Genomic DNA, 17,142 nt, shown 5'->3' with positions numbered 1-17,142 from the left:
GAAGCACACTTGCACGCGCCGCATCTGGCCTGCGATCTTGTCTGCGGTAACATCCTTGAGCAACTCGCGCACATGCGCTGCGACCCTGTCATGATCCGTTATGCTGACATCGAAACTCACCAGCAGATTGACCAGCGCGGGAACTGTTTCGATCATCCCCGCTGGCGGGTTTGCCGCAATGACCTTGTCAAGCGCAACGACCCGGGCATGCGCGCGCTCGTCATGGGTTTCGGAAAAGCAGACCAGCAGCGCATGATCGGCAACAGGTTTGAACCAGGGTTCCATGATGGACCTCATTCAGACGAACAAAAAGGGTGGGTGATGGCTATTGCAGCGCGTTTGGCAGAAAGAGTGCGATGCTTGGAAACGCGATCAACAGGAACGCCATGGCAAGCATGGTCAGGCAATAGGGCAGTGCCCCAAGCATCACCTCGTTCAACGATCCTGATTTTCGCGCGCCTTGAACCACATAGAGGTTCAACCCGACGGGCGGCGTGATCAGCGCCATTTCGATCAGCACGATCATCAGGATGCCGAACCAGATCACGTCATAGCCCTGCGCCACAACCAGCGGCACGATGATCGGGATCGTCACCACCATCAGCGACAGCGTTTCGATGAAGAACCCAAGCACGATGTAAAGCACCACCACCACAAGGATCGTCTTGAGCGGAGTCAGACCCAACCCGGTCATGAACTCGGTCAATTCGCGGCCCAACCCCGCCGAGGCCAGTGTAAAGTTGAGAAACGACGCGCCGATGACGATCAGCATGATCATCGAGGTGATCTTCACCGTGCCCATCAGACTCTCGGTCAGCATGCCCCAGGACACGCCACCAAAGACAAGCGCGATGATCAGCGCCCCGGCCACACCCACGGCAGCCGCCTCAGTCGGGGTGGCCCAGCCGCGATAGATCGAGCCGACGATCAGGCCGAACAGGATCAGGATTGGAACCAGATCAATCAACGCTCGCAGCATCTGCGGAAACGGAAACGTGCGCCGCACACCGCCAAGGTTCGGACGGATCAGGCAGATCACAGCCGTGATCGCCATGAACGCAACCGCCAGCGCCAGACCGGGGATCAGCCCGGCCAGAAACAACTGCGGGATCGAAGACTGGGTCAGGAAGCCATAGACGATCAAGTTGATCGACGGCGGGATCATGATGCCCAATGTGCCGCCTGCCGCGATAGCGCCGGAAAAGAGCTTGGGATCGTAGCCCAGTTTTTCAGCCTGCGGCATCGCCACGGTGGCGACAGTCGCGGCAGTGGCCACCGACGATCCCGATGTGGCTGAAAACATCGTCGCCGTTGCGATATTGGCATGCACCAATCCACCCGGCAGCCACGACACCCAGCGATCCAGCGCCGCATAGGTGCGGGTGGCAACACCGCTGCGGACAAGAATCTCGCCCAGCAGCACAAAGAACGGAATGGCGATCAGCGTGGCTGAATTCGAGGCCGACCACACCATGTTGCCCAAGCCCCGCGTCAGCGGGAAGCTGGAAAAGAACGTGTCGATTCCGAACCCGAGCAGGAAAAGCACAATCCCGACGGGAATCGACAGGGACAAGAGGCCCAAAAGCCCAACAGAGACATAAAAGATCATTGCAGGCTGTCCTGTTCCGCGAAGGCCCCGACAAAGGCCTCGGTCTCTTCGTGACGACGCTTGATCAACAGACTCAGCGCCGCAAATGTCACCAGCGTCGACATCAGCGCAAACCACACCCACCCGGCAAACCACGGTGCCTGCACCCAGGCCAGCGGAGTCTCAAGCGGCGTATTGGCCCGCGATCCGTTGACCAACGACCGTTCCAGCACAGGCCATGACTTGATCGCGATGGTGATGATCACTCCCGACATGACGACCATCGAAAACACATCGAACAGCGCTCGCACAAACGACCCCGCGCGGCTGCGCAGCAGGTCGATACGGACATGTCCCAACTCCAAGAGCGTAAAGGACATGCCCCAAGAGGTCGCGAGCGCCATGGCGTAGCCCGCGATCTCTTCGGTGCCGCCAAGCGACGTGCCGATCTGGCGCATGATGATATCGGTCAGCACGAACGCCGCGCAGAGCAACAGGCCAAGACCCACTACAAGGGCGACCCCTCGGTTGATCCGGCGCAGTCCGTCGATCATCTTCAGTTCCATTTTCGGCACGTCCCTTGGTGGTTTCGGGGTTGGCTTAGTTGATCGTCACGCCGACAACTTTGCCAACGCTGTCGTTCCAACGCGCGGCCCAGTCACCGCCAGCGCGCTCGGCCCATTCGGGCAGCACTTCGCTGGTCAGGATATCCCGTGCGCGCTCGAAATCGGCGTCGCTTACCTCGACCAACGTCATCGACCGCGCGTCACCCGACGGGCAGTCGCCATTGCCGGTCAGGCAGGCGATGTCGTTGACAAGCGCATCCTGCGCACTGGCCCATGCGGGGTCTTCGAAGCCGGATTTGATCTCGCTTTCGATCAGCGCCTTCTGAGCGTCCGACAGGCTGTTCCACTTGTCGAGGTTGATCGCCGTCACGACCGAATCCCAGCCACCCAGCGGGATCGGCAGCAGGTGCGTCGACACTTCCCACCAGCCCGCGCTGTAGCCCGACCCGGCACCCGTGACAGCACAATCGACAACGCCATTCTGCAACGCGCCCGGCACTTCGGCGAAGGACACGTTCACGCCCTCGGCCCCCAGCGCCTCAAGCAGCTTGGCGGTCATGCGACCAGAGGCCCGCACTTTCAAACCTTCCAGATCGGCAAGGTTGGAAATCTCGTGATTGCAGAACACGACCTGCGGCGGATAGGGCGCAATTGCCAGAACATGGCTGTTGAACCGGTCGTGGTAAATGTCGGTTACCATCGGGCGGGCCGCATCCACCATCGCGCGCGCTTCGTCCGCAGTAAGCGCGATCAGCGGCACATCCAGACCTTCCAGCTCGGGCGCATCGGCCACGGCATAATCCGCCACGGTCATCGCCACGTCGTAAACGCCCTGACCCAGCAAAGGATAGATGTCGCCCAGTCCAAGGCTCATCTGGTTGTGCGTGGTCAGTTCCACGGTCAGATCACCACCCGATGCAGCAGGCAGCGTTTCGCTCCAGAACGGGGCTTCGTACTGGTTGTGCAGCGGCAGGCTGGACCAGCTTCCCACGACAGACAGGGTTTCGGCAAAGACAGGTGTGGCACACACGGTGCTGGCCATCAGAAAGGCGAATGATTTTTTCATTGTTTGGTCTCCTTGTTGGATCGGTTTTATGTTTGTTTCAGGATTGTGGTCTCGGCATCTTCAGCCACATCCGCGATCAGCATGTGCCCTGGCGAATGCGTGATGCAGAGCGGCAGTCCAGCCGCCAGAAGAACGTTTTGCGGGGTCACGCCACAGGCCCAGTAGACCGGCACTTCGCCATCGTGGATTTCGACCGCATCCCCCCAATCGGGACGGGACAGATCGGGAATGCCAATCTTGGCCGGATCACCACTGGCAATCGGCGCGCCATGCGCCTGCGGATAGCGGGCACAGATTGCGCGGGTCTGCTCAATCTGATGCTCGGGGATTGGGCGCATCGTCACCACCATCTCTCCGCCGAAGGGCCCTGCAGGCACAAGGTCGATGCTGGTTCGGAACATCGGCACATTTCGCCCGCTCTCGATATGGCGTACCGGGATATCGTTGCGCATCAGCGCGTTTTCGAAAGTGAACGAACAGCCAAGCGCGACAGTCACAAGATCATCGGCCCAGACATTGCTGATATCCGTCACTTCCTCACTGAATGCACCGTCGCGAAAGACACGGTACTTTGACACATCCGTGCGAATGTCGATGTCCCGCCCCAGTGTCCGCATCTGCGGATCGCCTGTATCTCCAACGCCGACAACCGGGCAGGGCTTTGGGTTGCGCTGGCAGAACCGCAGAAAATCCAAAGCATAGCGTTCCGGCAGAATGGCAAGGTTGCATTGCAGGTAACCGGCGGCCAGACCAGCCGTATGTCCGGCATAGGCACCGCGACGGATAGCGGCCCGAACCTCAGTGGGCGGGGCGCCAATCAGACTGGAATGCGAAACAGACTCTTCTGCCATCGAGCGGTCCTTTGCTTGGATGCTGAACCATCACACGGCCGCTTGTTTTCATGCAAATTATCATTTTATATCAATAACGATAAAAATAATTGATCTACTTGGGGTGAGATCTGTCCCACTTCAAAGCCACCTCACGCGCGAATTCTGCACTTCTTTCAACAAGAAAGCTGCGCGGCTCCGACAGGTAGGATGCGGTGAAGGCCAAGGGCTGCGGATGAAACCCCGGATCGAATTCCACGATCTGCCCGGACTTCAGGAAATCATCGGCCAGAGCGCGGGGGTAGGGTCCAACCGCGATTCCCGCCGCAATCATCTTGAGACTCGCAGACAAGGATGCTGACGTATAAATGCGCAGCTTCGGCCCTACGCGGCGGGACAGTTCCGACGTCAGTTCGCGGTAAGGCCGCGTCTTGCTGGCATAGGAAATGACCGGGATTTTGCTCAGGTCCGTCTGCGGGTTCGACGTTGACCGATACCAGTGAAGATCAAAGGTCGGCAAAGGTACGTTCTCGACCGAAAACTCCGAAATCGGCCCCATCAAAAGCGCAAGGTCAAGACTGCGTTCCAGCAAGGCAGATCGCAAGTTCAACGAAATATCGACCGTAAGATCGACATTCACCCTTGGGTAGTGTTCGCTGAACGTCTTGAGGAATTCCGGCAACCACGCCTGCGCGATGGTTTCCGACGCACCAACGCGGAACAGGCCTTCGGTTTCCGACGGGTTCGCGACGCGCTGTTTGATCTCTTCTTCGACGAACAGCATCTGTTCCGCATAGGACAAAAGCAGCGTGCCATGCTTTGTCAGGATCAACTCGCCTGATCCGCGCTCAAAAAGCGGAACCTTGAGTTCTTGTTCGAGATTGGAGATGCGTGTCGACACGGCGGGCTGAGACAAATGCAGCTTGTCGGCGGCTTTGCGAAACCCTCCCAGACGTGCCACCCACAGGAAAGTCCGGATCTGATCGAAGGTCATGGGCTTTCATAGAATTTATCAGCCACGGCGCAAAACGATAAATTGATTGGCGATCATTTTGTGATGCCTGTTTCCGCGCAGGGCACCCGGAATTACACAAAAGTTCACATAGGGTTAATGGGGCCGCTTCGGCCCTATTGTTTCGCGTGCGAAACAATAGGTCATAAAGGGTGCCTTTTCCCTCTGCGTCCCACGTCCCACAGGGCCGCCATATTTCTTGCGATGCCTTGTATGCCCCCCACCCACATTCTACATGGGCCCATATGAAGCGTTTTATCCCATTTGTGAAATCCAACCCCACCGTCGCTGTTGTTCGGATGCAAGGAACGATTGCGGCAGGGTCTCGCGGGACTCTGAGCGACGCAAGCCTCCGCTCTCTTCTCGAGAAAGCGTTTCGCAAGGGCAAGCCCGCCGCTGTGGCGATCGAGATCAATTCGCCAGGTGGATCGCCGGTCCAAAGCTCTTTGATCGGAGCGCGCATTCGGCGACTGGCCGATGAAACCGAAGTGCCTGTCTACGCCTTTGTCGAAGACGTGGCCGCGTCCGGTGGCTACTGGATCGCAAGTGCGGCGGATGAAATCTATGCTGATCCTGCGTCTATCCTCGGTTCCATCGGCGTGATCTCTGCCGGGTTCGGCGCGCACGTCTTTCTGCAACGACAGGGCATCGAACGGCGCGTCTACACGGCTGGCAAATCCAAATCCATGCTCGACCCGTTCCGCCCCGAAAGCGAAGACGACGTGGCACGGCTGAACAAGCTGCTGGGTCAGTTGCACGAAACCTTCATCACTCAGGTCAAAACCGGTCGTGGCGAAAAGCTCGCTGACAATCCTGACCTTTTTACGGGTGAAATCTGGGTAGGACAGGGCGCAGTCGATGTCGGTCTTGCGGATCACATCGGACACCTCGTTCCAGCGATGAAGGAGCGGTTCGGCGACAAGGTAAAGTTCCGCCGCTACGAACAACGCCGTCCCTTCCTCAGCCGTTTCGGCGCGAAACTCACCGACGACGCACTCAGCGTCATTGAAGAGCGTGCCGAGTTCGCGCGGTATGGGCTCTGACGTGATCAGCAAGATCGTTATTCTCTTCCTCGTCTTCATCGCTGTGCTTGCCATGTTCGGCAAACTGCGCATCCCCGGTGCGAAACGTCTGGCCAGTGCCAAGTGCCGCAAATGCGGACGCTATCGCATTGGCAAAGGGCCATGCCCGTGTACCGGAAAGGCAAGCTGACATGATGATGATCTGGGGAGGTGTGGTCATCGGATTGGTGATCCTGCTTTTGGCAGGCGATGCGCTGGTCAAAGGTGCGGTGAACCTGTCGTTGCGCATCGGCATCCCTGCTTTGATCGTCAGCCTGACCGTGGTTGCCTTTGGAACCTCTGCGCCGGAACTTCTCATCTCGATCAAGGCGGCGATGGAAAACGTTCCGGGCATCGCGCTTGGGAACGTGGTTGGGTCGAACACGGCCAATGTCCTTCTGGTATTGGGCATTCCCGCCTTGCTTGCGGTGATGCACACCAGCGAATGCGACACACGCAAAAGCTATGTGATCATGTTGGCATCGTCGGTGCTGTTTATCGCGCTGGCGTTCCGGGGCGTGTTTGATTGGACCGCAGGTATCGTGTTGCTGGTCGTCCTCGCGGTGATCCTTGGTGATGCCATGCGCGAGGCGTTGGCCCACAGGCGCGCTGGTAAGGACGCGGATGATGAAGAAGAACCCGAAGGCGCCGACCCGGACATGCCTTGGTGGAAGATTATTCTCTACCTCGCCTTGGGCCTTGTCGGTTTGCCGCTTGGTGCGGATCTTCTTGTCGACAGCGCGGTCGAAATTGCGACGATCTTTGGCGTCAGCGACACGGTGATCGGCTTGACCCTGGTCGCTTTGGGCACGTCGCTGCCGGAACTGGCAACGACCGTTATGGCGGCGCTGCGGCGTCAGGCGGATGTGGCGCTGGGCAATGTGATCGGCTCGAACATGTTTAACCTGCTGGCCATCATCGGCGTCGCATCCCTGATCGCGCCGATCCCGGTCGATCCCGAATTCCTGCGCTTTGACCTTTGGGTGATGCTGGGGGCATCGCTCTTGATCTTCCCGCTGGTCTTTCTGGCCCGCGACCTGACGCGTATCTGGGGAGTGGTCTTGTCGGCGCTTTATCTGGGCTACATTGCGCTTGTCATCATGTAAGCGCGAAAGGCAGACCCCATGAGTAAGGCATTGATCACAGGCGCAGGCAAACGGCTGGGTCGCGCGATGGCGCTTTACCTTGCGGATCGCGGTTTTGATGTCGCTGTGCACTACGCAAGCTCTGCCGATGCCGCAGAAGAGGTGGCAGACCTGATCCACGCCAAGGGACAGCACGCCTGTACGGTGCAGGCCGACCTGTTGAACGAGAGCGAGACCCAAGCCCTGACCGATGCTGCAGTTGCAGGGATCGGTGGGCCGTTGACGGTGCTCATCAACAATGCGTCGATCTTCGAGTATGACAACGTCGAAACTGCGACCCGCGAAAGCTGGGACCGGCATCTGGAAAGCAACCTGCGTGCACCGTTTGTGCTGACCCAGCGTTTCGCAGCGCAACTTCCCGCGCCCGAGATGGATGAGATGAACGAACCCGTCGCATCTGGGCTGGTGATCAACATGATCGACCAGCGGGTGCGCAAGCTGACGCCGGAGTTCATGACCTACACAATCGCCAAGATGGGGCTGTGGGCCTTCACCCAGACGGCGGCACAGGCGTTGGCACCGGCGTGTCGCGTCAATGCCATTGGCCCCGGCCCAACCTTGCGCGGAGGTCGTCAGAGCGAAGCACATTTTGCAAAGCAGCGCGCGGCCACGGTGTTGCAGCGGGGGGCAAATACGTCGGATATCACCGGGGCGTTGGGGTATTTTCTGGATGCTCCCGGCGTCACTGGTCAGCTTCTTTGTGTCGATGGTGGACAGCATCTGGGATGGCAGACACCGGACGTAATTGGCGTCGAATGATGCTGCTGAAAAACAAGTTTTGCACTGGTTAGACTGACGTTACGAAAACGTTACGAAAGTGTTAATGTTTTCAGTAGCTTGTCGTGGGTGCATTTAAATTGTTATTAAAATCAATACCTTGCAAATATGCCTAAAAAATGAGCAAGTCAGAGAGGGTGCCGAAATACAAGGGAAAAACCCTCACGTTCAAAACTTCTCCGCAGACTTATCCACAGAAAGCGTGGATGCCTTAAAGGTTGCATCATGGGGGGCGATGGGGCAGCGAAACCGGGAGAATCGTGCAAACCCGGAAACCGTAAATCTAGGCTGACATGACCAAGGAAACCGACGCTGACAATCTGACCGGATACGCCTGTATTCAGAGCTATCTCAAGACGTTGGACTCCAGTCCGGGTGTCTACCGCATGCTGGATTCTCAAGCGCGCGTGCTTTATGTCGGCAAGGCACGCAACCTCCGCGCGAGGGTTTCGAACTATTCGCGGCCATCGCCGCAGCACTCGGGCCGCATCGCCCGGATGATTTCGGAAACCGCGTCGATGATGTTCCTGACGACGCGCACCGAAACAGAAGCGCTGTTGCTGGAACAGAACCTCATCAAGCAGCTCAAACCGCGCTACAACGTGCTCTTGCGCGACGACAAGTCGTTCCCGAACATTCACGTCACGGCTCATCCCTATCCGATGATCCACAAACATCGCGGCGCGAAGAAAGATAAAGGTGCGTACTACGGTCCCTTTGCCAGTGCGGGTGCGGTCAATCGGACGCTGAACCAGTTGCAGCGGGCGTTTCTGTTGCGCAACTGTTCCGATGCGATGTTCGACAGCCGGACACGGCCCTGCCTGCAATTCCAGATCAAGCGCTGTTCCGGGCCCTGCGTGGGCAAGATCAGCGAAGCAGACTACGCTGCCAGCGTTAAGGACGCCGAGCGCTTTTTGTCGGGCAAATCTACCAATGTGCAGGAAACGCTGGCGAAAGAGATGGCCGAGGCCTCTGAGGCCATGGAGTTCGAGCGCGCCGCAGCTTTACGCGACCGCATCCGGGCCCTGACGCAGGTGCAGACGGCACAAGGGATCAACCCGCGCGGTGTGACCGAGGCGGATGTGATCGCCCTGCATCTTGAAAAGGGGCAGGCCTGCGTTCAGGTGTTTTTCATCAGGGCCAACCAGAACTGGGGCAACCGCGATTTCTATCCGCGTGTCGGGCCGGACGTGGAAGAGGCCGAGGTACTGGAGGCGTTCCTTGGGCAGTTTTACGACACCAAGGAACCGCCAAAGCTCTTGTTGCTGTCACACCCAATTGAAAACGAAGACCTGATGACCGAGGCGCTGTCGGACAAGCTGGGCCGCAAGGTCGAGATTGCTGTGCCGCGTCGGGGTGAAAAGTCTGAACTGGTCGACGGCGCATTGCGTAACGCGCGGGAAAGCCTGGCGCGGCGAATGGCGGAAACGGCAACGCAGGCCAAACTGTTGCGCGGTCTGGCGGAGGCGTTTGGGCTGGATACGCCGCCCGATCGGATTGAGGTCTACGACAACAGTCATATTCAGGGGACCAACGCCGTCGGGGCGATGATCGTTGCGGGGCCCGAGGGATTTCTCAAGAGCCAGTATCGCAAGTTCAACATCAAGGGGGATGAACTGACCCCCGGTGATGATTTTGGCATGATGAAAGAGGTGCTGACCCGGCGGTTCAAGCGTTTGCTCAAAGAGGATCCCGAGAGGGATAAAGGGCTTTGGCCCGATTTGCTCTTGATCGACGGTGGTGCTGGGCAGGTGTCTGCTGTCCGCGAGATCATGGAAGAACATGGCGTCGGAGATGTGCCGATGGTCGGTGTGGCCAAAGGTGTGGACCGCGATGCAGGCAAGGAAGAATTCCACCGCTCGGGCACGCGGCCTTTTGCACTGCGCCACAATGATCCGGTCTTGTACTTCGTCCAACGCCTGCGTGATGAGGCACACCGCTTTGCCATTGGCACGCACCGCGCGAAGCGGGCAAAGTCACAAATGGCGAACCCCCTGGACGAGATCTCGGGTGTTGGTGGAGCGCGCAAGCGGGCGCTTCTGGCGCATTTCGGGTCTGCGAAAGCTGTCAGCCGGGCAAACCTTGCGGACCTGAAGGCGGTGGAGGGTGTCAGCGAGGCGCTGGCCGAGCGGATTTACGGCTTTTTCCACGAAAACAGCTGACACGCTGGCGCGCTTTGGTGTTCCGTTTCAGATCACTGAATCGACAGGTCGATATTGAAGCCACTGGTCTTGCCGGTGTCTTCGTCGTTGCCCATGTGGTAGACGCGAATGGCGTAAGTTCCGTTTTCGGGTAGGCTGACGGTGGTTGTGTTTCCATTCATCGAGCTGTTGTAGATCGCACCACCATCACTGCCCGGAGGCAGGATATTGAAGTAGACAGTGCCGTTGCCGTTGCTGTCGGTCACAGTCAGCTCAACAAACATCTCCTGTCCGGCGTTAGCTCCCAGCAAATAGTCAGTGTACTCTTGCCCAGTGATGGTGCCTGACACCATTGTCCCGAAATTACCCGGTGCAAATTTGACGTCTGATTTGGATTGCGCGGACACATTGGTGGCCAAAGCCAGTCCAAGCATGGTGGCAAGCAGGCGATTTGTTGGGAACGACATGAGCGGGTCTCCTGAACTATTCAAAGACAGAGTACCCCGACATTATTGCGCGTCAAAATTGTATTTGCTTCAAGTCTTTATGCTCGTGAGAATGGCAAGCACCGTGTTGGATAGCGGGGCTGGGCGACCATCGGAGTCAACATACACTTGCGTGAAAAAGCCTTCGGCCCCGGCGGTGTCTTCGTCATTGCCAAAGAGTGCGATCTCATAGCGGAAGGACGAGGTGCCGATATGAGCGACGCGGATGCCTGCGGTGAGCATGTCCGGGAAGCTCAATTCAGCGTGGTAGCGGCAGCCGCTTTCGACAACGAGAAATTTGGTCGCGTTGGGGCCGCGGATTTCGGTGCCTTTTTCCATTTGCCACAAACTCACTGCGGTGTCGAAGAGTGCGTAATAGGTGGCGTTGTTGAGATGCCCGTATTCGTCGTTGTCCTGCCAGCGTGTCGGCAGTGTGCGGAAGGCGCAATAGTTAGCGCGGGTTCCGGGGGGCGTACGAGGCATCAGCCCGACCGCATCAGCCTGAAGGCGGCCGACGCACCCCAGCCCGCAGCGATGGCGATGGCAAGGGATAGAAGGCCATAGACCAAAGGCTGCTGGCGCGACAGGTTGTAGAGCCAGCGTTCAAGGCCGACCTTGCGCACCTCGATGCTGGTTTCGTATTTCGACACGACCTTACCGCCGCGGGTCAGGAACACGCGTGTTGCGTATTCGCCTTCGGTCAAGTTTGCTGGCATCTGGATCGCGGTGTTGAACAAGGTGGATTCGCGCAGATCTACTGCGCCCTCATCCAACACGTAGAGACCGTTCGCCATCCGGATGCGCACCAGCGCGTCGATGAATTCCTGTGGGTTGGCGACTTGCGACCATGCCCCGATTGACCGGATGCGGCGCGGGATCGACACGTTGTGGCGCAGGTCATCAGCTTCGTTCAGCACCTGTTGCCAAGGGGCTGAAGTGGAAATTGCGTAAAAGCTTGGTGCCGCGGACACATCCATTGCATCGGTGTTCACCCAAATGCCAAGAACGCGGTCTTTACGGCGTACAGTGATCGGAGCCTGTGGGCCGGAAATGGTCACGATCACCTGGATCGGTTCGTTCTGAGGGATCGGCACTTCGCGCTTGATTGCGCCGTAGATGATAACCTCTGAACCGTCAAAATTGGTTGAGATCGACACCTGGTCCCGGCTGAGGCCAAGCACCACTTCTTCGGCTTTCAGAGGGGTGGCCAAAAGCAGGAGGAGCACGAGTATAGCGCGCATCAGTGACCTCCTGCCGTGCCGATTGAGAACAGCTCGGACGGTTGGATCAGAAGGTCGAGCGCGAGCTTTCCGCAGACTGCAAGAACCATGATCGCCAAAAGGATGCGCAGTTGCTCGGCCTTGAGCTTGGCCCCGATTACGGTGCCGATCTGCGCTCCGACGACGCCGCCGATCAGCAGCAGCACGGCCAGTACCATGTCCACAGTGTAGTTCGTGGTGGCGTGCAGCAGGGTGGTGAAACCGGTCACGAAAATGATCTGGAAGAGCGAGGTGCCGACAACCACCTTGGTGGGCATGCCCAGAAGGTAGATCATCGCGGGAACCATGATAAAGCCGCCGCCCACACCCATGATCGCCGCGAGGATACCGACCAGAATACCAACGATCACCGGCGGGATGACCGAGATATAGAGCCCCGAGGTGCGAAAGCGCATCTTGAACGGCAGGCCGTGAATCCAATTATGCTTTTTGCGCTTGGGTGCAGAGCCGGAGCGTGTTTTGCGGATCGCGTTCAGGCTTTCCACAAACATCAACGCGCCGATGATTCCAAGGAAGACGACATAGCAGAGTTTGACCAGCAAATCGACCTGACCGAGGCTCTTGAGGTAATTGAATACCCACACGCCAAGCGCGGCGCCGATAAGGCCCCCGACAAGAAGCACCGTTCCCATTTTGAGATCGACTGTTTTTCGCCTGAGATGGGCAAGCACGCCGGAGAATGACGACGCGACAATCTGGTTTGCTTCGGTCGCCACGGCGACTGCCGGTGGGATGCCGATGAAGAACAAGAGCGGCGTCATCAGGAAGCCACCGCCAACACCGAACATGCCGGACAGCACGCCCACCATTCCGCCAAGGCCAAGCAGCAGGAACGCGTTGACCGATACTTCGGCGATGGGAAGGTAGATCTGCATGTTCGTCCATAGACCCAACCTTTGCTCCGTTTCAAGCGGTGCGGTGCCGCAGGTGCAAAAAGGACTTACGAAAGTGGGTCAACTGGACTCAGGTGGGGGACGGGTGATGCGTTGACGCATCACCCGTTTCCGTTGACGTAAACGCCCGCTTAACCTGAATGTCAGCGTTCCTTGACGTAGGGCTCGCCACCGGCACGCGGCGGAATCGCCTTACCGACGAAACCGGCAAGGATCACCACGGTCAGGATGTAGGGCAGCGCGTCCATGAACTGCACCGGCACCACAAACGCACCCAGGTCGATGTTCTGATAGCGCAGCGCCACAGCCTGAAGCAGGCCGAAAAGAAGGCAGGCATAAAGCGCATACCATGGCCGCCATTTGGCAAAGATCAGCGCAGCCAGCGCGATAAAGCCTCGCCCGGCGGTCATGTCCTTGACGAAACCCGCCTGCAGTGCGGTCGCCAGATATGCACCTGCAACGCCACACAGAATGCCACAGATCCCCACGGCGACAAAGCGCAGCCCAACCACCGACACACCGGCAGTGTCCACCGCCTCGGGGGCTTCGCCAACTGCGCGCAGGCGCAGGCCAAAGCGTGTCCGGTAGAGCAGCCACCACGTCAATGGCACCATCGCAAAGGCGACGTAGACAAGGATCGAATGACCCGAGATCAATTCGGCATAGATCGGACCAATGAGCGGCACGCCAGCGAATTCCGCGGCACCGGGGAGTATGATGGGTTCAAACCTGCCCGCCCCGATGAGCGATGGCGTACGTCCGCCTTGGCTGAACCAGTCTTGTGCGATCAGGACGGTGAGACCTGCCGCGAGGAAGTTGATGGCGACACCCGAGATCAATTGGTTGCCCCGGAAGGTGATGGACGCCAGCCCGTGCAGCACGGAGAGCGCCAGAGAGGCAAGGATACCTGCCCCAAGCCCCATCCAAACGTCACCGGTGATTGCTGCGATGGCGGCTGAAAAGAACGCCGCGGCAAGCATTTTGCCCTCGAGGCCGATGTCGAAGATGCCAGCACGCTCACTGAAGAGGCCCGCCAGGCAGGCCAGAAGCAGCGGTGTTGCAAGGCGTACAGTGCTGTCGAGCACCTGAAGCAGTGTTGCGAAATCCATCAGGCTTTCCTCCGGGCGGCGAGGAAGAGTTTTTCGAGTGGCATCCGCACCATATTGTCGAGAGCCCCGGTGAAGAGGATGACCAGCGCTTGGATCACCACGATCAGTTCGCGTGGGATATTCGTCCAAAGCGCCAATTCTGCGCCGCCTTGGTAAAGGAAGCCAAACAGCAGCGCGGCCAGCAGAACACCCAGCGGGTGTGACCGGCCCATCAGCGCGACCGCGATGCCGATAAATCCAGCGCCTTCGGTCGCGTTCATGACAAGGCGTTCCGCCTCACCCATCGTGGTGTTGAGTGCCATCATCCCAGCAAGACCACCCGAGATCAGCATGGCAACCACGGTGATCTTGATGGGGCTGATGCCTGCGTATTTCGCAGCCGATTCAGATTGGCCAAAGGAGCGGATTTCGTAGCCCAGCTTGGTGCGCCAGATCAACACCCAGACGGCAAGGCACATGAATACCGCCAGAAAGAAGGTCACATTGGCTGGAGCGCCCCGAAACATCGCGGTTTCAGCGGTCGAGAACATGTCCTGAAAGGTGGGCAATTGCGCAGCTTCTGGGAAGCGGGCGGTGGCCGGATCCATGGCACCTTGGGGGCGCAGGATATTCACGAGGATGTAGTTGAGAACAGCGGCGGCGATGAAGTTGAACATGATCGTGGTAATCACGATATGGCTGCCGCGTTTGGCTTGGAGATAGGCCGGGATCAAGGCCCACATCGCGCCGAACAGCGCGGCCGATACTGTTGCACCCAGCAGCGCCACGTACCAGTTGGGCCAGGGGATATAGAGACAGGCCAGCGCCACGCCCAAACCGCCGATCATCGCCTGACCCTCGCCGCCGATATTGAACAGCCTCGCATGGAAAGCCACGGCGACAGCAAGGCCGGTGAAGATAAAGTTGGTCGCGTAGTACAGCGTGTAGCCCCACCCCGACGATCGCATCAGCGCACCGTCGACCATCAGCTTGAACGCCGCTACCGGGTCTTCGCCAATGCCGATGATCACCAGTGCCGACAGGATCGCGGCAAGAAGTAGCGAAATCAGGGGGACAAGGACCGCGTCGGCCCAACCGGGCATCTTATCCATCTTTGCCGCCCTCCTCGGGGTCTTTTATAGGGTCTGATTTGGTATCCGGCGACTTTGGCCGCTCTGGTGTCGACTGGGTGAGTGTTGCGCTTAGGCTGCCAAGGCTGATCGCTTCGGTTTTGGCAGGTGGTGTTTCGACATCGACGGGATCGGTACTGAAGGTCATCGGTTCTTCGTGCGGCATTGTCGGCGATGCGATGTCCGCGGCGGCCGGGGCCTCGGTCTTGGTCTCGTCGTCTGCGCTGATATCGGGGGCTGCGTCGGTTCTGATATCCGGCGCAGTTTCGTCCACCTGCGCCTCGACTGGGGCTACTTCCGCTCCCGCGTCGGTGGTGGTCAGTTTGACCTCTGTTTCTGATGGGGCCTCTGCGTCTTGTGGCACTTCGGGGGTCAATTCGGACTCTGCTTGGGCGTCTGCCTCAATTTCAGCGGCCTCTTGCACCTCTTCTTCGCTCATCGCCATCGGGGACGCAGGCATTTTGGCATGGGCTGTATCGGTGATCCCGGCCATCAGAAGGCCCAGTTCCTTTTCGTTGGTCTCGCTCGGGATGCGCTCGCCCATGATCTGGCCATCAAACATCACCGCGATGCGGTCTGAGAGCGAGAAGATCTCGTCCAGTTCGACGGACACGAGCAGGATCGCCTTGCCCTCGTCCCGAAGGCGAATGATTTGCTGATGGATGAATTCGATTGCGCCAATATCGACACCGCGCGTGGGCTGGCCGACCAACAGGATATCCGGGTTTCGTTCGATTTCTCGCGCCAGAACGATCTTCTGCTGGTTGCCACCCGAGAAATTGCGCGCGGCCAGCTTGGGGTTCGGTGGGCGCACATCAAATCGTTCCATCTTGGCGGCGGCTTCGGCCTTGATGGCTGCGTTGTCCATAAGCATGCCAGACTGGATTTTCGGATCGCGATGATAGCCGAAAACAGTGTTTTCCCACGCCGTGAACGGCATGATGAGCCCTTCGCGGTGGCGGTCTTCGGGCACGTGGGCGATGCCCCGCGCGCGACGTGACTGGCCGTCGGAATGCTTGCCTGTCAGGTCAATCTCTTGACCGTTGACGCGGATCGTGCCGGTGGCATTGGCATAGCCGCCCAACACCTCGAGCAGTTCAGACTGACCGTTCCCGGCAACACCGGCGATTCCAAGGATTTCACCTGCAAGCACATTGAGCGAAATGCCCTTGAGCCGTTCGACGCCTTTTTCGTCGGTCAGGCGCAGGTTTTCGACCTCAAGCACGGGCTTACCCGGTTCGGCGGGTTTCTTGTCGACCTGCAACAGCACCTTGCGGCCCACCATCATCTCGGCCAGCCGTTCGGGGCTGGTCTCTGCCGTCTTGACCGTCGCCGTCATCTCGCCACGGCGCATCACCGACACGGTGTCGGTGGCGTCCATGATTTCGCGCAGTTTATGAGTGATCAGGATGATCGTCTTTCCCTCTTTGCGCAGGTTATCAAGGATGCGGAAAAGGTGGTCGGCTTCGGCAGGCGTCAGAACGCCGGTTGGTTCATCAAGGATCAGGATGTCGGCCTGACGGTAAAGCGCCTTGAGAATTTCCACGCGCTGCTGGTGGCCGACGCTCAGGTTTTCGATGATCGCGTCGGGATCGACGTTCAATTCGTATTCTTCGGCCAGTTGCTTCAACACACCACGCGCTTTGTTCAGCGACGGGCGGAGCAGGGGGCCATCCTCGGCACCGAGGATCACGTTCTCAAGAACGGTGAAATTCTGAACCAGCTTGAAGTGCTGGAACACCATCCCGATGCCCGCCTTGATTGCGGCCTGGCTGTCGGGGATCTGGGTTTCTTTTCCGTTGATGAAAATCTGGCCGCTGTCGGCTTTGTAAAAGCCGTAGAGGATCGACATGAGAGTCGATTTACCCGCGCCGTTCTCGCCGATGATGCCGTGAATGGTGCCGGGTTTGACGCTGATCGAGATGTTCTTGTTGGCCTGAACAGGGCCAAATGCCTTGGAGATGCCTTTGAGCTGGATGGCAGGCGGGACCGAGGCAAGGAGCGGGTCCGTTTCGGGGGCGGCAACAGCGGTATTCATGAACTATCCCTGCATCAGTCTTCGGGTCTGGTGCCCGATACA

17 protein-coding genes and 1 pseudogene are annotated in these 17,142 nt (G+C 58.6%); 5 read left to right on the top strand and 13 right to left on the bottom strand.

The window, feature by feature from the left end:
• The 6 genes from MCRY_RS05495 to MCRY_RS05470 form a co-directional block, all read right to left on the bottom strand.
• Nucleotides 1-285: carboxyltransferase domain-containing protein (locus tag MCRY_RS05495; protein WP_244897882.1), on the bottom strand; the 285-nt coding region annotated here is incomplete at its 3' end.
• 40 nt (nt 286-325) lie between these two features.
• Nucleotides 326-1,609 (bottom strand): TRAP transporter large permease, encoded by a 1,284-nt coding sequence (locus tag MCRY_RS05490; protein WP_085628465.1) that lies wholly within the window; start codon nt 1,607-1,609, stop codon nt 326-328.
• Complete coding sequence (locus MCRY_RS05485) at nt 1,606-2,154, bottom strand: TRAP transporter small permease subunit (RefSeq protein WP_085628464.1); 549 nt, start codon at nt 2,152-2,154, stop codon at nt 1,606-1,608. Before MCRY_RS05485 ends, MCRY_RS05490 begins: the two co-directional genes overlap by 4 nt.
• A gap of 34 nt (nt 2,155-2,188) precedes the next feature.
• On the bottom strand, nt 2,189-3,220 hold the full coding sequence (locus MCRY_RS05480) for a TRAP transporter substrate-binding protein (RefSeq protein ID WP_085628463.1): 1,032 nt from the start codon (nt 3,218-3,220) through the stop codon (nt 2,189-2,191).
• A gap of 26 nt (nt 3,221-3,246) precedes the next feature.
• Nucleotides 3,247-4,071: a putative hydro-lyase gene (locus tag MCRY_RS05475; RefSeq protein WP_085628462.1), complete on the bottom strand. Its 825-nt coding sequence runs from the start codon at nt 4,069-4,071 to the stop codon at nt 3,247-3,249.
• A 94-nt stretch (nt 4,072-4,165) separates the two neighbouring features.
• Nucleotides 4,166-5,044: a LysR family transcriptional regulator gene (locus MCRY_RS05470; RefSeq protein WP_085628461.1), complete on the bottom strand. Its 879-nt coding sequence runs from the start codon at nt 5,042-5,044 to the stop codon at nt 4,166-4,168.
• Between the two features lie 263 nt (nt 5,045-5,307).
• On the opposite strand from MCRY_RS05470, the gene MCRY_RS05465 reads away from it, so the two are divergent.
• The 5 genes from MCRY_RS05465 (at nt 5,308) to uvrC (ending at nt 10,207) form a co-directional block, all read left to right on the top strand.
• Nucleotides 5,308-6,105, top strand: coding sequence for a S49 family peptidase (locus MCRY_RS05465; protein ID WP_085628460.1), 798 nt, complete (start codon nt 5,308-5,310; stop codon nt 6,103-6,105).
• Between the two features lies 1 nt (nt 6,106).
• Nucleotides 6,107-6,274 (top strand): hypothetical protein, encoded by a 168-nt coding sequence (locus tag MCRY_RS05460; protein WP_420870483.1) that lies wholly within the window; start codon nt 6,107-6,109, stop codon nt 6,272-6,274.
• A gap of 7 nt (nt 6,275-6,281) precedes the next feature.
• On the top strand, nt 6,282-7,229 hold the full coding sequence (locus MCRY_RS05455; RefSeq protein ID WP_085628492.1) for a calcium/sodium antiporter: 948 nt from the start codon (nt 6,282-6,284) through the stop codon (nt 7,227-7,229).
• An 18-nt stretch (nt 7,230-7,247) separates the two neighbouring features.
• Nucleotides 7,248-8,027, top strand: a complete 780-nt coding sequence (locus MCRY_RS05450; protein WP_085628458.1) for an SDR family oxidoreductase — start codon at nt 7,248-7,250, stop codon at nt 8,025-8,027.
• Between the two features lie 311 nt (nt 8,028-8,338).
• The gene (uvrC, locus tag MCRY_RS05445; RefSeq protein ID WP_085628457.1) at nt 8,339-10,207 is read left to right on the top strand and encodes an excinuclease ABC subunit UvrC; all 1,869 of its coding nucleotides are present in this window, start codon (nt 8,339-8,341) and stop codon (nt 10,205-10,207) included.
• A 32-nt stretch (nt 10,208-10,239) separates the two neighbouring features.
• Here the strand turns inward: uvrC and MCRY_RS05440 are convergent, their stop codons facing one another.
• The 7 genes and pseudogenes from MCRY_RS05440 to MCRY_RS05410 all read right to left on the bottom strand — a co-directional run.
• The gene (locus MCRY_RS05440) at nt 10,240-10,653 is read right to left on the bottom strand and encodes a hypothetical protein (RefSeq protein ID WP_085628456.1); all 414 of its coding nucleotides are present in this window, start codon (nt 10,651-10,653) and stop codon (nt 10,240-10,242) included.
• A gap of 69 nt (nt 10,654-10,722) precedes the next feature.
• Entirely contained in the window at nt 10,723-11,154 is a 432-nt protein-coding gene (locus MCRY_RS05435; RefSeq protein WP_085628455.1) for an acyl-CoA thioesterase, read from the bottom strand.
• Nucleotides 11,154-11,912: a TIGR02186 family protein gene (locus MCRY_RS05430; protein WP_085628454.1), complete on the bottom strand. Its 759-nt coding sequence runs from the start codon at nt 11,910-11,912 to the stop codon at nt 11,154-11,156. Before MCRY_RS05430 ends, MCRY_RS05435 begins: the two co-directional genes overlap by 1 nt.
• Entirely contained in the window at nt 11,912-12,826 is a 915-nt protein-coding gene (locus MCRY_RS05425; protein ID WP_085628453.1) for a sulfite exporter TauE/SafE family protein, read from the bottom strand. Before MCRY_RS05425 ends, MCRY_RS05430 begins: the two co-directional genes overlap by 1 nt.
• Before the next feature lie 161 nt (nt 12,827-12,987).
• On the bottom strand, nt 12,988-13,953 hold the full coding sequence (locus MCRY_RS05420; protein ID WP_085628452.1) for an ABC transporter permease: 966 nt from the start codon (nt 13,951-13,953) through the stop codon (nt 12,988-12,990).
• Nucleotides 13,953-15,044, bottom strand: coding sequence for an ABC transporter permease (locus tag MCRY_RS05415; RefSeq protein WP_085628451.1), 1,092 nt, complete (start codon nt 15,042-15,044; stop codon nt 13,953-13,955). The genes MCRY_RS05420 and MCRY_RS05415 overlap by 1 nt, the downstream gene beginning before the upstream one ends.
• A gap of 493 nt (nt 15,045-15,537) precedes the next feature.
• A pseudogene (locus tag MCRY_RS05410) lies at nt 15,538-17,100 on the bottom strand (ABC transporter ATP-binding protein); the annotation flags it as partial.
• Nucleotides 17,101-17,142: the final 42 nt, after the last annotated feature.

The organism is Marivita cryptomonadis (genome assembly GCF_002115725.1).
Classification (GTDB): Bacteria; Pseudomonadota; Alphaproteobacteria; order Rhodobacterales; family Rhodobacteraceae; genus Marivita; species Marivita cryptomonadis.
This window is presented reverse-complemented; position numbering and strand designations above follow the sequence as displayed.

Excerpts from the sequence above, each read along its gene's own strand:
- MCRY_RS05490 (WP_085628465.1), bottom strand. The coding sequence starts at position 1,609 with ATGATCTTTTATGTCTCTGTTGGGCTTTTGGGCCTCTTGTCCCTGTCG.
- MCRY_RS05485 (WP_085628464.1), bottom strand. The coding sequence starts at position 2,154 with ATGGAACTGAAGATGATCGACGGACTGCGCCGGATCAACCGAGGGGTC.
- MCRY_RS05480 (WP_085628463.1), bottom strand. The coding sequence starts at position 3,220 with ATGAAAAAATCATTCGCCTTTCTGATGGCCAGCACCGTGTGTGCCACA.
- MCRY_RS05475 (WP_085628462.1), bottom strand. The coding sequence starts at position 4,071 with ATGGCAGAAGAGTCTGTTTCGCATTCCAGTCTGATTGGCGCCCCGCCC.
- MCRY_RS05470 (WP_085628461.1), bottom strand. The coding sequence starts at position 5,044 with ATGACCTTCGATCAGATCCGGACTTTCCTGTGGGTGGCACGTCTGGGA.
- MCRY_RS05465 (WP_085628460.1), top strand. The coding sequence starts at position 5,308 with ATGAAGCGTTTTATCCCATTTGTGAAATCCAACCCCACCGTCGCTGTT.
- MCRY_RS05455 (WP_085628492.1), top strand. The coding sequence starts at position 6,282 with ATGATCTGGGGAGGTGTGGTCATCGGATTGGTGATCCTGCTTTTGGCA.
- MCRY_RS05450 (WP_085628458.1), top strand. The coding sequence starts at position 7,248 with ATGAGTAAGGCATTGATCACAGGCGCAGGCAAACGGCTGGGTCGCGCG.
- uvrC (WP_085628457.1), top strand. The coding sequence starts at position 8,339 with ATGACCAAGGAAACCGACGCTGACAATCTGACCGGATACGCCTGTATT.
- MCRY_RS05440 (WP_085628456.1), bottom strand. The coding sequence starts at position 10,653 with ATGTCGTTCCCAACAAATCGCCTGCTTGCCACCATGCTTGGACTGGCT.
- MCRY_RS05435 (WP_085628455.1), bottom strand. The coding sequence starts at position 11,154 with ATGCCTCGTACGCCCCCCGGAACCCGCGCTAACTATTGCGCCTTCCGC.
- MCRY_RS05430 (WP_085628454.1), bottom strand. The coding sequence starts at position 11,912 with ATGCGCGCTATACTCGTGCTCCTCCTGCTTTTGGCCACCCCTCTGAAA.
- MCRY_RS05425 (WP_085628453.1), bottom strand. The coding sequence starts at position 12,826 with ATGCAGATCTACCTTCCCATCGCCGAAGTATCGGTCAACGCGTTCCTG.
- MCRY_RS05420 (WP_085628452.1), bottom strand. The coding sequence starts at position 13,953 with ATGGATTTCGCAACACTGCTTCAGGTGCTCGACAGCACTGTACGCCTT.
- MCRY_RS05415 (WP_085628451.1), bottom strand. The coding sequence starts at position 15,044 with ATGGATAAGATGCCCGGTTGGGCCGACGCGGTCCTTGTCCCCCTGATT.